Origin of the sequence: Methylobacterium sp. Leaf123, assembly GCF_001423405.1 — a bacterium.
Lineage (GTDB): Bacteria > Pseudomonadota > Alphaproteobacteria > Rhizobiales > Beijerinckiaceae > Methylobacterium.
Map to the genome: position 1 here is coordinate 450390 of NZ_LMNS01000012.1, position 13520 is coordinate 463909.

The window sequence follows — 13520 nt, forward strand, 5'->3', positions numbered from 1 at the left end:
CGGCGCCAGGCGGCCGTCGCGAGGCGCATATAGGCGCTCTCACGGGATCGCACATCCTGCCCGTGCCTCGGGCCTCCGCCCGTTGCGTCAGGTCCGGCGGTCCGAGCCGCTTCGGGCGGACGGCGCGCCGGGCTTCGCCTCGTTCTTCGGCAGCACGAACATCTGGCCCGGATAGATCCGATTCGGGTCGCGGATCTGGTCCTGGTTGGCGTCGTAGATCACGGTGTAGCGGTTGCCGCGGCCATAGGTGCGCCGGCTGATTTGCCACAGGCTGTCGCCGCGGGTGATCCGGGCGGTGGCGATCTCCGGCACGAACACGGCGCCCGCCTCGGCGCCGTCCGGACGGCGCGGTGTGAGCGCGGCGGCTCTGCCATCCGGGCCCGGCGTCGGCGCCGACGCGGCCAGCGATGCGGTACCGGACGCAGCCGGACGCTCCGGCTCGGTTCCCGCCGCGGCGCCCACCTCCCCGGATTTGAGCTTCGCCGCAGGCTGCGCCGGACTGCCCGCCATGGGCTGATCCGCCGCGGCGGCGGGCGTCTCGGAAGCCGCTCGCGCTAGGCCGGGCGCCGTTTGGGTGTTCGGTGCAGCCGGCTTGCCCGCCGCGCCGGACGCGCCTTTCTCGGCCGGACTGTTGTCGGCGACGCGCGTCGGCGGCACGCTGTCGGGATAGGCGAAGGCGACCTCGGCGCGGGCCTTGACCTTGCTGCCCCCCGAGTCGACGGAATCGACGCGGATGCGGTAGGCGCCCGGCTTCACCCCGCGCCCGATCGTGAAGGCCACCCGCCCGTCGGCTCCGGATTGTCCCGAGGCGACCATGGTGTCGTTGAGGTAGAGGCGCAGGCTGCTCCACGCCGTCGTCTGCCCGGTGACGTGCAGGCGCCCGCCCTCCTGGGCGTCCACGCTGACGATGCGAAGGGCGCCCGCTTCCGATCCCGTCTTGCCGGCGCCCCGCGAGCCCGCCGGCCCTCGGGTCTCGGGCGCGGCCCGGCCGGGCGTTTCGGCGGCCATTGCGGCGGGCGGCTTGCCGGAGGCGTCCGGCGCGTCGGGCTGGGACAGAACCCGCGTCGGCGCGTCCGGGGTCGTCAGGGCGATCAGCGGCTTGGTGTTGCGCTTCTCGGACACCACGACGGTCACGCTCTCACGCCCCGGCAGCGGCTTTCCGTCGGGACCGGTGGCGCGCAGGGCGATTTCGCTCGAGCCCGGCGGCAGGTCGGGCGGCGTCAGGGCGAACTGCCCGGCGGCGTCGGCCTGGGCGCTGGCGAAGGGTTTTCCGTCACGCAGCAATTCGATGCGACTGTTCGGCGCCGCGCGCCCGGCGATCACGCTCGCTCCGTCGGGCTCGACGCGCACGATGTCGAAGGTCGGCGTGCCGTCCTCCGCACGCGGCTTCGCATCGGCCGCGCTCGGTTCGCCCGGCCCGATCCCCTCTTGCGAGAGGGCGCCGAGGGCGGCATGAGGGGAGTCCGTCGAGGGCGCGTTGCCTGCGCGGTCGCCGGTCTGTGTCCCGGCCGAAGGCTTGTCCGGCGTGGCCGGTGTTTCGGCAGAAGGATTGACCGCCGCGTTGCGCTTGAGAAGCTCTCCGGTCCCGAACAACGCGACCACCATGGCGAAGCCGCCGAGCAGGCCCGCAGTCGCGAGGACGAGGCTTCGCCGTACCTCAGCCGTCATGGCCGCCTACTCCCGCACGCGACGGGCCGCCGCGGGCGCGCACAATGTGCCGCCGAGTGTCGACAACCCGTCTAAATCCGGTGACATATTAACGAACATGAGAAGAACACCAAAGCTCGAACACGCCCGCGCCGTCGTTTCCTCGGCAAACTCAGCATTCTGTCGCTTGGACACAGGCCCAGCCCTGTCCCGCCGTCGCGGCCGGGGAGACGCGTAATGGCGCAACTCACCTCCGTCTGCGTCTATTGCGGATCCGGCTTCGGCGGCGATCCGGCCTTCGCCGACGCCGCCCGGCGGCTCGGCACCGCCCTGGCCCATGAGGGGATCAAGCTCGTCTATGGCGGCGGCAATGTCGGCCTGATGGGCACCGTCGCGAGTGCGACGCTCGACGCGGGCGGCTACGTCACCGGCATCATCCCGGACTTCCTGAAGTCACGCGAGCGCATGCTCGATGCGGTGCAGGAGACGATCGTCGTCTCCGACATGCACACCCGCAAACAGCTGATGTTCGACCGTGCCGACGCCTTCGTCGCCCTGCCCGGCGGCATCGGCACGCTGGAGGAGCTGGTCGAACAGCTGACCTGGGCGCAACTCGGCCAGCACCGCAAGCCGATCCTGCTGCTCTCGGTGAACGGCTTCTGGGATCCGCTGATCACCCTGATCGACCACATGCGCGCCCACGGCTTCATCCGCGAGGGGCTCGACCTTAACTACCTCGTCGGCGAGGATCCCGACCTCGTCGTGGAGACGCTGCGCGAGGTTCTGGCCCGGGTCGAACCGGCACCGCTGGCGGATGAACTGATCGAGAAGCGCTTCTGATGTCAGCCCCGATCGAGCCCGGCCAGACCATCGCCGGCGAGCACCAGGGCGAGTTCTACGGGACGGTGCTGGCCCGCCTCTCGCGCAATGCCGCTGTCCAGCGCTACCTCGAAATCGGCGTTGCCTTCGGCGACATCTTCTCGGGCATCGCCTGCCGCCACGGCGTCGCCGTCGATCCCGAGTTCCGGCTCAAGACCAACGTCGCGGCCAACAAGGTCAGGGTGTCGCTGTTTCAGGTGATGAGCGATGTGTTCTTCGCGAACCTGAACCTGCGCCGCCATGTCGGCGGCCGGATCGATCTCGCCTTCCTCGACGGCATGCACCTGTTCGAGTTCCTGCTGCGAGATTTCTTCAACACGGAAGCAATCTGCCGGCGAGATTCGATCATCGTCATGCACGACTGCCTGCCGGTGGCCGAGCCGATGGCCGACCGCGACCCGATGCAGGCCGGCATCCGCGGGCGCGGCACCCCGTTCGAGAACTGGTGGACCGGCGACGTCTGGAAGATCGTGCCGATCCTGGCGCGCTACCGGCCGGATCTCGACGTGATGCTCGTGGACGCCGCGCCCACCGGCCTCGTCATCGTCACCGGCCTCGATCCATCCTCGCGCACGCTCAAGACGAACTATGACGCGATCGTCGAGGAATTCACGCGGCTGCCCAACACCGCCGCCGAGATCGCGCAGGTCTATGCCGAGCACCCGATCGTGCCGACGACCGAGGCTTTGCGCCGCCTGAGTGGGCGTTCTTACGCCCACCGTGCGGGTTGGTTGCAGCGGCTGAAAGGCTGATCCGCGTCCGCGCTGCGCGAGGCCATCACCCGAGGGTCGGGCAGCCGTTCAGCCCGTCACCGTCCAACTGGTGGTGCCGTCCTTGTTGTCCTTCACGCTCACGCCCATGGCGGTGAGCGCATCGCGCACCCGGTCGGAGGCGGCCCAGTCTTTCGCCGCGCGGGCCGCCTTGCGCTCGGCGATCAGCGCCTCGACCCGCGCCACGTCGATGCCGGCCTTCGCTACCTCCGCATTCGCTCGCGCGCTCGCCGTCTGCCGCAAGAATCCCATTAGGTTGGCGCTAGCCTTTAATGCCGCCGGTTGAGTGGCCTGCCCCGGCACGTCTCGGCTTAGGACCATTTCGTCGAGGCGTCCCGCCGTCGCGAGACGGTGCAGTTCGCTTATCGCAGCAGGCGTATTGAGGTCGTCGCAGAGCGCCTCGACAAAGCGGTCCGATGGCACTGACGCCGCGTCCGTTTCGCCAACGACGGAATACCAGCGGTCCAGCATCCGGCTCGATTCCTCCAGGCCGCGCAGGGTCCAGTCGATCGGCTGGCGGTAGTGGGTCTTGAGCATGTTGAGGCGCACGACCTCGCCCGGCCAGTCGTTCAGCACCTGGCGGATGGTGATGAAGTTGCCGAGCGACTTCGACATCTTCTCCCCCTCGACCTGCAGGAAGCCGTTGTGGAGCCAGACATTGGCCATCACGTCGGTGCCGAAGCAGCAGCGCGATTGGGCCACCTCGTTCTCGTGGTGGGGGAAGATCAGGTCGAGGCCGCCGGCATGGATGTCGAAGGTTTCGCCCAGATGCTTCCACGACATGGCCGAGCACTCGATGTGCCAGCCGGGCCGGCCGGCCGCGTCGATCCCGCAGGGTGAGGGCCAGGACGGTTCGCCCGCTTTCGAGGGCTTCCACAGCACGAAGTCGAGCGGAGAGCGCTTGTAGGGCGCGACCTCGACCCGGGCGCCGGATTCCATCTCGTCGAGCGGGCGCTTCGAGAGCGCGCCGTAATCGGGCATGGAGGGGACGTCGAACAGGACGTGGCCTTCCGCCACGTAGGCGTGGCCGGCGACGACCAGCCCCTCGATCAGCCGGTGCATTTCGGCGATGTGGTCGGTCGCCCGCGGCTCGATGAACCGCGCCGGCTCGCCCGCGCGGTTCACGTCGTCGGCCATGAGCACGCCCAGCTCGCGGATATCGCGGTGGAACTGCGCCAGCGTCCCGTCGGTCAGTTCGCGGATGGTGATGCCGCGTTCGAGCGCGCGGACGTTGATCTTGTCGTCCACGTCCGTGACGTTGCGGGCATAGGTGACGTGCGCCGGCCCGTAGCGGTGGCGCAGCAGCCGGAAGAGCAGGTCGAAGACGATGATCGGCCGCGCATTGCCGATATGCGCCGCGTCGTAGACCGTCGGCCCGCAGGCATACATCCGCACATTCGTCGGATCGATCGGAACGAAGGCCGCCTTCTCGCGGGTCAGCGTGTTGTAGAGGCGCAACATCGGCGTCATCGACTGCGTTCCTGCCGGGCTCGCCCGGCCTCCCCTGCGGCCCCTGCCGCCCTCGTCGTTTGTCGTTGCGGCCCAGCATCTTCCGCCGGCCGCCCCATGGCGCCGAACGGCACCGCTGCCACAGTCTCGCCGGAGCCGCCGGCCGCTGCTGTTGCGCTGCCGCGACGGTCGCCGCGCCAGGGTTGGGCTACCGCAAAACCGTGATGAATTCGAGCGGGGCGGCGGATCGGCCCTCCCTCAGCCGACCGACAGCGGCCCGGCAAGGAATTGTTTACCGCGCCGTCCGAACACTCCGCACTCGAACGAACCCGTTCACAAGGTTTTCACCATGCGCCGCACGGTCGCCGCCCTTCTGGTCCTCGCCACCGCCGCCCTGCCGGCCCTCGCCGGCAGTGAGCCCGCGCCTGCGCCCAAGCATGTCGAGAAGACGTTCCTGATTCCGGCCGAGGACGGCTACGGCGTCGGCGAGTGCCTCAGCGGCGGCCCGAGCGAGTGCGGGCAGGTCGTCGCCAATGCGTGGTGCGAGTCGCAGGGCTTTGCCAGCGCCGCCAATTACGGCATCGCCGCGCAGGACGAATATACCGGCGCCATAGGCGACGCCGCTCCCGTGAAGAGCACGCCGCGCCCGGTGCGCATCACCTGCCAGGATTGAACGGGCGGACGCCCTACTTCACGAACTCCGCGCATTTCGGCGGCGGCTCGGTGCCCCAGGGCGCGAGCGGCACGGCGGAGGTGGAGTTCTTGGGCGAGCCCTGAACCACCTTGTCGGAATAGACCATGTAGATCAGCGTGTTGCGCTTGACGTCGCAGCCCCGCACGATCTGCATCGACTTGAAGATCAGCGAGCGGCGCTCGCTGAACACCACCTCGCCCTGTTTCACCTTGTCCTTGAACTGGACCGGGCCGACCTGCCGGCAGGCGAGCGAGATGTCCGAGACATCCTCCGCGAGGCCGAACGTGCCCTTGATGCCGCCCTTCTCGGGTTGGGTGTACCAGCAGGCGATACCGGATACGGCCGGATCGTCGATGCCGTAGACCACGAGCTTGTCGTTGGGTGTCAGCGGGCGCCAGACCGTCGATTTGTCGAAGATCCGGTCGGGCTCCTGTGCCTGGGCCGGGGCGGACGCGGCGAGACAAGAAGCGACGAGGGCAGCAACGCCCGCGACGAGGCCCGCCGCCATCGGCCGACCGCTCCCATTGGTGCCCGTGAGCCACATCATCGACGCAATCCCCTCAAAGCTTAGCCGCAGAGACGTGGTGTCTCTGTCCCGAAAGGGCGAGGGGCTTTAACACATGTCGGTGATCGCTTGTGCCGCTTCGCGCGGCCCGGCATCCTCACGCGTCCTTCCCCGCGACCTCCTGCTCGAGATCCCCAGCATCCGCACCATGCCGATGATCGGACCGCAGTTTCGCCGCGCAATCGGCGCCGTGCTCACCGCGCTTGCCCTTGGGGGAGCGTCGCCGGCTGCGGCCGCGCCGGATGTCTGGGCCTGCCAGCGCTACCGAACCGAACTCGCCAACCTCAACGCCAGCGCCTCGACCGCGTCGGCGCTCCAGAGCGAGGTCGCGCGTCTCGAATCCTACTATCGCAGCCTCAACTGCGAGGGCGGCAAGTTCCTGTTCTTCGACACGCGGCCCCCGCAATGCGGTGCCGTCGAAGCGCGGATCCGTTCGCTCAACGCCACTTATGGCGGTGGGGATGGCGAGGTCGTCGCCGCACGCCGTCGGCACCTCGTTGCCGCCGTCTCGAATGCCTGCACCGGCCTGATCCCCGGTGAGGGACAGGAGAACGTGTTCGGCGCCCAGACCGCCCGGGGCGGTCCGAAGGTCATCTGCGTCAAGACCTGCGACGGCTCCTATTTCCCGATGGGCAACCTGCCGGACGGGCGTGGCGGGGCCGACGAGATGTGCCAGGCACTCTGCCCCGGCACGGAGGCGGTCGCCTACTCGATGCCGCATGGCGACGAGGCCTTGAAATACGCCGCTACGGTCAAAGGCAGCCGCGCCTACACGGCGCTGCCGACCGCCTTCAAGTTCCGCAAGAGCTTCACCGCTGACTGCTCCTGCAAGCAGGAGGGCCAGAGCTGGGCGCAGTCTCTGGTGAAGGCCGAGAGCATGCTGGTGCGGCACAAGGGCGACATCTTCGTCACCCCGATGACGGCCGAGAAACTCTCCCGCGCGCCCAAGGTGCGCCTGACCCTGGTCGGCCGCGCCGACCGGACCGCGGCGGGCCTTGCAGCCGACGCCGCCAACCGCGAGGGCATCGCGGCGCCGGCCGTCAAGGACGAGGCCGAACAGACCGGCTCGACCGGCGAGAGCCGCAGCGCCATTCGCGTGATCGTGCCGAGCCTCCTTCCGCCCCCGGCCCTGACACCCATCCCCTGACACCCACGCCGCAGGGCGCAAAGCCCGGCTTCGTCGCTCGAAAAGCCGAAGACGAAGCGCTTGCCTCGACTGGTCGCCGTCGGATGTCGGCGCGGAGCGATCGGGAACCAATCCGGTCCGCCCGTGTTCGGAACCGCCGATTGTGTTTTACGAGGCCGACTTCATGCGGATGACCCGCTCGCTGCTCCTTGCCGGCACCATTCTGCCCGCGCTCGTCCTGTCCGATCTGTCCGCAGCACGGTCTCTGGGCGAAAGCGGGCGGATCGAACTGGCGCAGCGCGAGGATGCCGGCGAGGGACTGCGCGGCGGCGGACGCGGACCGGGTGGCACCGGTGGTGCCGGCCCGGCGGAGCGCGGCGGTGTCGAGCGCGGCGGCTCGCCGGCAAGGGAGAGGCCGGACCGATCCGAGCGTCCGGAGCGGCCCGAGCCGCGCCAAGCGCCCGCCGCCCGTGAGCGGCCCGAACCCGCCGAGCGTCCGGCGCGTCTCGAACGCCCGGCGGCGCAGGAGCGGCAAGAGCGCCCTGATCGCCAGGAGCGTCCCGAGCGCCAGGAGCGTTCGGACCGGCCCGAGCGCGCGACACCGCCGCAGCGCCCCGATCGGTCCGACGAGCGGCCGGCCGCGCCCGCTGCCCGTGAGCGGACGCCGGACCGCGAGGCACCCGCCCGGCGCGAGGCGCCCGAGCGTGAGGCGCCGGCTCGGCGCGAGAGCCCCGAGCGGCCCGACCGTGACGGACAGGATCGTCTGGGCCGCCCCGCCGGTCGCGAGGCCGATCGTCCCGACGGCACGCCGACCCAGCGCCGGGCTCCGAACGCGCCGACGCCGCCCAATGCGGAGCGCCCGAACCAGCCGACGCCACCGTCTGCCCCGAATCCGGCTCAGCCCACGACCGCGCCGAACCAGCAGCCCGGCGTTCCGGGTCGTCCGGCGACGCCGAACGTGCAGCAGCCCACCCGCCCGGATCAGCCGGCCGCACCCACGGCGACGCAGCCCGACGGCGCTCGGGAGGCGCCCGGCACGCGCACGCTGCCGAATCAGCAGCCGGGTATCCCCGGTCGTCCGGTGGCGCCGAACCAGCAACCCGGTGTTCCCGGCCAGCCTGTGACGCCGCCTGGCACGCAGCCGGACCTGCGCCAACCCGGTCAGCCCGGCGGTCGGCCGGATGCCCGCGGCCTCGACGACCGGCGCGATGGCGACCGGCGCGACGACCGCCGCGATGATCGATACGACCGTCGTGACGGTGATCGCCGCGATGAGAGCCTGTCCGACGACCGCCGTGGCGACCGTCGCGACCGCCTCAACGTGCCCGGCACCCCGGCCTACGTCCCCGGCGGCTTCCGCGACGACGATTATCGCGGGCGCGACTACGATACGATCCGCCGCGACCGTCGCGAATACGATGTCGATGGCCGGACCTATTACCGGGAGCCCGGCCGCATCATTGTGCGCGACCGTGACACCACCTTCATTCGCCACGACGAGAACGAGCGCTTCCGCACCATCTACGGCGATCGCGGCTATCGCAGCGAGCGGCGCGGCGGCGAGATCTACAGCTACGTCGACAGCCCGGCGGGCGGCCAGATCATCACCGTCGTGGACGATGACGGCCGGCTCTTGCGCCGGTCCCGCCGCTACCGCGACGGCCGCGAGGTGGTGATCATCAACAACGCCTATGGCGGCGCGCCCCGGCCGATCTACGAGGATGTGGTGGACCTGCCGCCGCCCGACATCCGCATCCCGCGCGACCGCTACGTGGTGGATTACGAGCAGGCCGATCAGCGCGCCGTCTACGAGGCGCTCTCGGCCCCGCCGGTCCAGAAGCTCGATCGGCGCTACAGCCTGGATCAGGTGCGCTACAGCCCGCAGCTCCGTGCGCGGATGCCGTCGGTGGACATCAACACCATCACCTTCGACACGGGCTCGTTCACGGTCACGCCCGAACAGGCCAAGCGCCTCTCGACCATCGCCGAGGCGATCAACCGGACGATCAAGGACAACCCGCAGGAGGTCTTCCTGATCGAGGGCTACACCGATGCGGTCGGCTCGGACATCGACAACCTCTCGCTCTCCGATCGCCGCGCGCAGTCGGTCGCCGCGGTGCTGACGCAGAACTTCCAGGTGCCGCCGGAGAACCTCACCACGCAGGGCTACGGCGAGCAGTACCTGAAGGTGAACACGCAGGAGGCCAACCGCGAAAACCGCCGCGTCACCGTCCGCCGCATCACCCCGCTGCTCCAGCAGCAGGCGGAGGGGCAACAGCCCCCGGCACCGCGTTAATCGAGGCGCCCCAGTATCGTCCCGAACGGCGGCCGCCGGCCTTCGGAAAGGACGATGCGAAAACCGGGAATCAAGCGCCTCGTCCCGAATACCCGATCCGCGACGAGGCGCTTGACCCTCCCCCACCTGCAGCTAGGTGGGGGAGGGTCAAGCGAGATCAGCACGGGACGGCGATGGCGGACGACAGCGACCGGTTCATCGAGGCCGGGACGCCGACCTTTCGCCGGGCGACGCTCGCCCTGTTCGCGGCGGGCTTTTCGACCTTCGCGGTGCTCTACGGCGTCCAGCCGCTGCTGCCGATCTTTCACGACACCTTCGCGGTCTCCCCGGCCGAGAGCAGCCTCGCGCTGTCGCTGCCCTGTGCCACGCTCGCAATCTCGCTGCTGATCGTCAGCCCGCTCTCCGAGGTGTGGGGGCGCAAGCGGGTGATGGCGGTCTCGCTGTTCGCCTCGGCCCTGCTCACCATCGGCGCCGTATTGATGCCGAGCTGGCATGGATTCCTCCTGCTGCGGGCGCTCACCGGCATCGCTGCGAGCGGCCTGCCCGCTGTCGCCATGGCCTATCTCAGCGAGGAGATGCACGGGCGCGCCATCGGCCTGTCGATGGGGCTCCTCATCGGCGGCAATGCGCTTGGCGGCATGGTCGGGCGGCTGCTCGCCGGCGTGATCGCGGACCACGCCTCCTGGCGCTGGGGCCTCGGCATCATCGGTGTGCTGGCGCTGTTCGCGGCCGTCGCCTTCCAGTTCGCCCTGCCGGCCTCGCAGCACTTCCTTGCCCACCGGATGCGCTGGCGCGAGGTGCCGGGCACCTTCACTCACCATTTCCGCGATGCCGGCCTGCCCTGGCTGTTCGTTGAGCCGTTCCTGCTGATGGGCGGGTTCGTCTGCGTCTACAACTATATCGGCTTCCGCCTGCTTGAACCGCCCTTCTCCCTGAGCCAGACGGTGATCGGCCTGATCTTCATCGTCTACCTCGCCGGCACGGCGAGTTCGGCGATCACCGGCCACGTCGCCGGGGTTCTGGGGCGGCGCAAGGTTCTGTGGCTGGCGATCCTGCTCGGGATCGGCGGAATCGCGCTGACGCTGGCGGACAACCTCGTCCTCATCATCAGCGGCATCGCCGTCGTCACAATCAGCTTCTTCGGCGCGCATTCGGTGGCGTCGAGCTGGGTCGGGCGCCGGGCCCTGACCGACCGGGCGCAGGCCTCCGCGATCTATCTCTGCATGTACTATCTCGGCTCGTCCCTGCTCGGCACGGCGGGCGGCTGGTTCTTCCTGCATTACGGCTGGCCCGGCGTCGCGGGCTTCTTCGGCAGCCTCTACGTGGCGGCATTGCTCATTGCGCTGCGCCTGACGCGGCTCGCGCCGCTCCCGCCCACGGGCGGCTGACACCCCGGAGCTTTGATACGGCTGGGCGACCCGATTGAATTTCGGGCGGTGCGCTCGCTATCCTGGCGGCGGAAAGGGAGCGCGCGACATGGCCAACGTCAGCACCTGCCTGTGGTTCGACAAGGATGCGGAGGCGGCCGTTCGCCTCTACGTCTCGCTCGTGCCCGATTCGCGGATCGACCACGTCCAGCGCGCACCTGGCCCCTGGCCGGGCGGCGAGACAGGCGAGCCGATCCTGATCGCCTTCACCCTCGGCGGGCAGAGCTTCCAGGCGCTGAACGGCGGCATGTCCGTCGATTACGGGACCGCCGCCTCCATCTCGGTCACATGCCGGGATCAGGCCGAGGTCGACCGTCTGTGGTTGGCGCTCACCGCGGAGGGCGGCGCGGAGATCGCCTGCGGCTGGCTGCGCGACCGCTGGGGCGTGCCCTGGCAGATCGTGCCGGAGGTCCTGCCGCGCCTCCTCACCGATCCCGATCCGAAGGTGGCCGCCTGCGTCTTCACCGCCATGCAGGGCATGGTGAAGCTCGACGTCGCGGCTCTCGAACGCGCCGCCGGGAAAGATGAGACGCCATGAGCCAACCGCTGAACCACGACGCCCATACCGCGAGCCAGTTCGGCAGCCGCGCGGCCGATTACGTCGCGAGCGCCGTCCATGCTGCGGGCGAGGATCTCACGGCGTTGGCCCGTTTCGGCGCCCTCCCCCATGCGGCCGTGCTCGACCTCGGCTGCGGCGGCGGCCATGTGACCTACGCGGTGGCGCCGCAGGTCCGCGCCGTCACCGCGCTCGACCTGTCACCGGCCATGCTCGACGCGGTGGCAGCGGAAGCGCGGCGGCGCGGGTTGGCGAACGTCACCACGCGGCAGGCCAGCGTCGAGGCTTTGCCTTTCGCCGATGCGAGCTTCGACTGCGTGCTGTCGCGCTATAGCGCCCACCATTGGGGCGATGTCCCCGCCGCCCTGCGGGAGGCGCACCGCGTCCTGGCGCCCGGCGGGCGCCTCGGCCTCGTCGATGTCGTGCATCCCGGGCCGCCTCTGCTCGATACCCATCTCCAGGCCTGGGAGCTGCTGCGCGATCCGTCCCATGTGCGCGATTACGGCGAGGCGGAATGGCGCCGGATGCTGGCGGAAGCCGGCTTCGTGCCCGGCGCCGTTAAGCGTTGGCGCGTGCGCATGGAGTTTCCATCGTGGGTCGCCCGGATGGGCACCCCGGAGGCAAGCATCGCCGCCATCCGCGCGCTTCAGACCGGCGCGCCGGAGCCGGTGCGGTCCCATTTCGCGGTGGAAGACGACGGCAGCTTCACCCTCGACGTGATGATGATCGAGGCCGAGCCCGATGGGGTTTCGGACTAAGCGGCCTCTCCGGCAAGCCGCCGCGCCGCCCGCTCGCGCCCGATCAGCGGCAGCAGCGCCGCGAGGTCCGGCCCGTGGTCGAGGCCGGTCAGGGCGAGGCGCAGCGGCATGAACAGCGCCTTGCCTTTGGCGCCGGTCTCGGCCTTCACCGCGTCGGTCCAGGCCTTCCACGTGCCGGGGCCGAACGGCGCCTCCGGCAGCAGGCGGGCGGCCTTGGCGATGAAGTCGGGCTCGGCGATCACCGGCGTCACCGGGCCGTTCACCACCTGCCACCATGCGGCGGCGTCCGAGACGCGGCCGAGATTGGCCCGCACCGCCAGCCAGAACGGCTCGGCCGCCTCCGCCGGGACGCCGAGGGCGGCGAGCCGCTCGCGCACGTCATCGAGCGGCATGTCGTGGACGAGGCGCGCGTTCATCCCATCGAGTTCGGCCGGGTCGAACCGGGCCGGGGCGCGGGAGAGGTGGGCGAGATCGACAAGGCTTGCCAGTTCGTCGAGGGAAGCGATCGGGCGCACGGCCTCGGCCGAGCCGGTCAGCACGGCGAGCGAGCGCACGGCGGCGGGCTCGTAGCCGGCCTCGCGCAGCGAGCGCAGCGACAGGTGGCCGAGGCGCTTCGACAGCCCCTCCCCGTCCGCCGTCGTCAGCAGGTTATGGTGGCCGAAGGCGGGCACGGCGGCGGCGAGCGCTTCGAAGAGCTGCACCTGCACGCCGGTATTCGTGACGTGATCCTCGCCGCGGATCACATGGGTCACGCCGACCTCTGCGTCGTCCACCACCGAGGGCAGCGTGTAGAGGTAGCTCCCGTCGGCGCGCACCAGCACGGGGTCGGAGAGCGAGGCGCAATCGACATGGCTCTCGCCGCGCACGAGGTCGTTCCAGGCGACGACGCGGTGGTCGAGCTTGAACCGCCAATGCGGCTGCCGGCCCTCGGCCTCGAACGTGGCGCGCTCAGCCTCGGTCAGCGCCAGCGCCGCGCGGTCGTAGATCGGCGGCAGGCCGCGGCCGAGCTGGCGCTTGCGGCGACGGTCCAGCTCTTCCGGCGTCTCGTAGCAGGGATAGAGCCGCCCGGCCGCCTTCAGCCGCTCGGCCGCCGTGTCGTAGAGGGCGGTGCGGTCGCTCTGACGGAAGAACAGATCCGGCTCGATGCCGAGCCAGCCGAGATCCTCGGCGACGGCAGTGGCGAACTCTTGGGTCGAGCGCTCGCGGTCGGTGTCGTCGAGGCGGAGCAGGAAGCGCCCGCCCGCCCGGCGCGCGAACAGCGCGTTCAGCAGCGCCGGTCGGGCATTGCCGATATGCAGGAAGCCGGTCGGCGAGGGGGCGAAGCGGACGAGGGGGGAAGCGGCCATGACGCCG

12 protein-coding genes are annotated in these 13520 nt (G+C 70.2%); 8 read left to right on the forward strand and 4 right to left on the reverse strand.

Features of this window, described 5'->3' with window-relative positions:
- Positions 1-87: 87 nt before the first annotated feature.
- The gene (locus tag ASF53_RS11860) at positions 88-1668 is read right to left on the reverse strand and encodes a LysM peptidoglycan-binding domain-containing protein (protein WP_056198139.1); all 1581 of its coding nucleotides are present in this window, start codon (positions 1666-1668) and stop codon (positions 88-90) included.
- 216 nt (positions 1669-1884) lie between these two features.
- Here ASF53_RS11860 and ASF53_RS11865 point away from each other — a divergent pair, with 216 nt between their 5' ends.
- A complete protein-coding gene (locus ASF53_RS11865) occupies positions 1885-2487 on the forward strand; it encodes an LOG family protein (RefSeq protein WP_056198142.1) in 603 nt (200 codons plus the stop codon).
- The gene (locus ASF53_RS11870) at positions 2487-3278 is read left to right on the forward strand and encodes a class I SAM-dependent methyltransferase (protein WP_056198144.1); all 792 of its coding nucleotides are present in this window, start codon (positions 2487-2489) and stop codon (positions 3276-3278) included. Before ASF53_RS11865 ends, ASF53_RS11870 begins: the two co-directional genes overlap by 1 nt.
- Before the next feature lie 48 nt (positions 3279-3326).
- Here the strand turns inward: ASF53_RS11870 and cysS are convergent, their stop codons facing one another.
- Positions 3327-4766, reverse strand: a complete 1440-nt coding sequence (gene cysS, locus ASF53_RS11875; RefSeq protein ID WP_056198146.1) for a cysteine--tRNA ligase — start codon at positions 4764-4766, stop codon at positions 3327-3329.
- A gap of 328 nt (positions 4767-5094) precedes the next feature.
- Between cysS and ASF53_RS11880 the strand changes: the two genes are divergently transcribed.
- Positions 5095-5418, forward strand: coding sequence for a hypothetical protein (locus ASF53_RS11880; protein WP_056198148.1), 324 nt, complete (start codon positions 5095-5097; stop codon positions 5416-5418).
- Between the two features lie 13 nt (positions 5419-5431).
- On the opposite strand, the gene ASF53_RS11885 is transcribed toward ASF53_RS11880, so the two are convergent.
- Positions 5432-5986, reverse strand: a complete 555-nt coding sequence (locus ASF53_RS11885) for a CreA family protein (protein ID WP_056198150.1) — start codon at positions 5984-5986, stop codon at positions 5432-5434.
- Between the two features lie 73 nt (positions 5987-6059).
- Here ASF53_RS11885 and ASF53_RS11890 point away from each other — a divergent pair, with 73 nt between their 5' ends.
- The 5 genes from ASF53_RS11890 (at position 6060) to ASF53_RS11910 (ending at position 12167) form a co-directional block, all read left to right on the forward strand.
- Positions 6060-7151 carry a DUF2865 domain-containing protein gene (locus ASF53_RS11890; protein ID WP_056198152.1) on the forward strand — a complete coding sequence of 364 codons (1092 nt, stop codon included), beginning with the start codon at positions 6060-6062 and terminating at the stop codon, positions 7149-7151.
- A gap of 163 nt (positions 7152-7314) precedes the next feature.
- Positions 7315-9426 (forward strand): OmpA family protein, encoded by a 2112-nt coding sequence (locus ASF53_RS11895; protein WP_056198481.1) that lies wholly within the window; start codon positions 7315-7317, stop codon positions 9424-9426.
- 173 nt (positions 9427-9599) lie between these two features.
- On the forward strand, positions 9600-10814 hold the full coding sequence (locus ASF53_RS11900) for an MFS transporter (protein WP_056198154.1): 1215 nt from the start codon (positions 9600-9602) through the stop codon (positions 10812-10814).
- A gap of 88 nt (positions 10815-10902) precedes the next feature.
- Entirely contained in the window at positions 10903-11391 is a 489-nt protein-coding gene (locus ASF53_RS11905; protein WP_056198156.1) for a VOC family protein, read from the forward strand.
- On the forward strand, positions 11388-12167 hold the full coding sequence (locus tag ASF53_RS11910; protein ID WP_056198158.1) for a class I SAM-dependent methyltransferase: 780 nt from the start codon (positions 11388-11390) through the stop codon (positions 12165-12167). The genes ASF53_RS11905 and ASF53_RS11910 overlap by 4 nt, the downstream gene beginning before the upstream one ends.
- On the opposite strand, the gene gltX is transcribed toward ASF53_RS11910, so the two are convergent.
- Positions 12164-13513 carry a glutamate--tRNA ligase gene (gltX, locus tag ASF53_RS11915; protein WP_056198159.1) on the reverse strand — a complete coding sequence of 450 codons (1350 nt, stop codon included), beginning with the start codon at positions 13511-13513 and terminating at the stop codon, positions 12164-12166. The two genes, ASF53_RS11910 and gltX, sit on opposite strands and share 4 nt — an antisense overlap.
- Between the last annotated feature and the right edge of the window lie 7 nt (positions 13514-13520).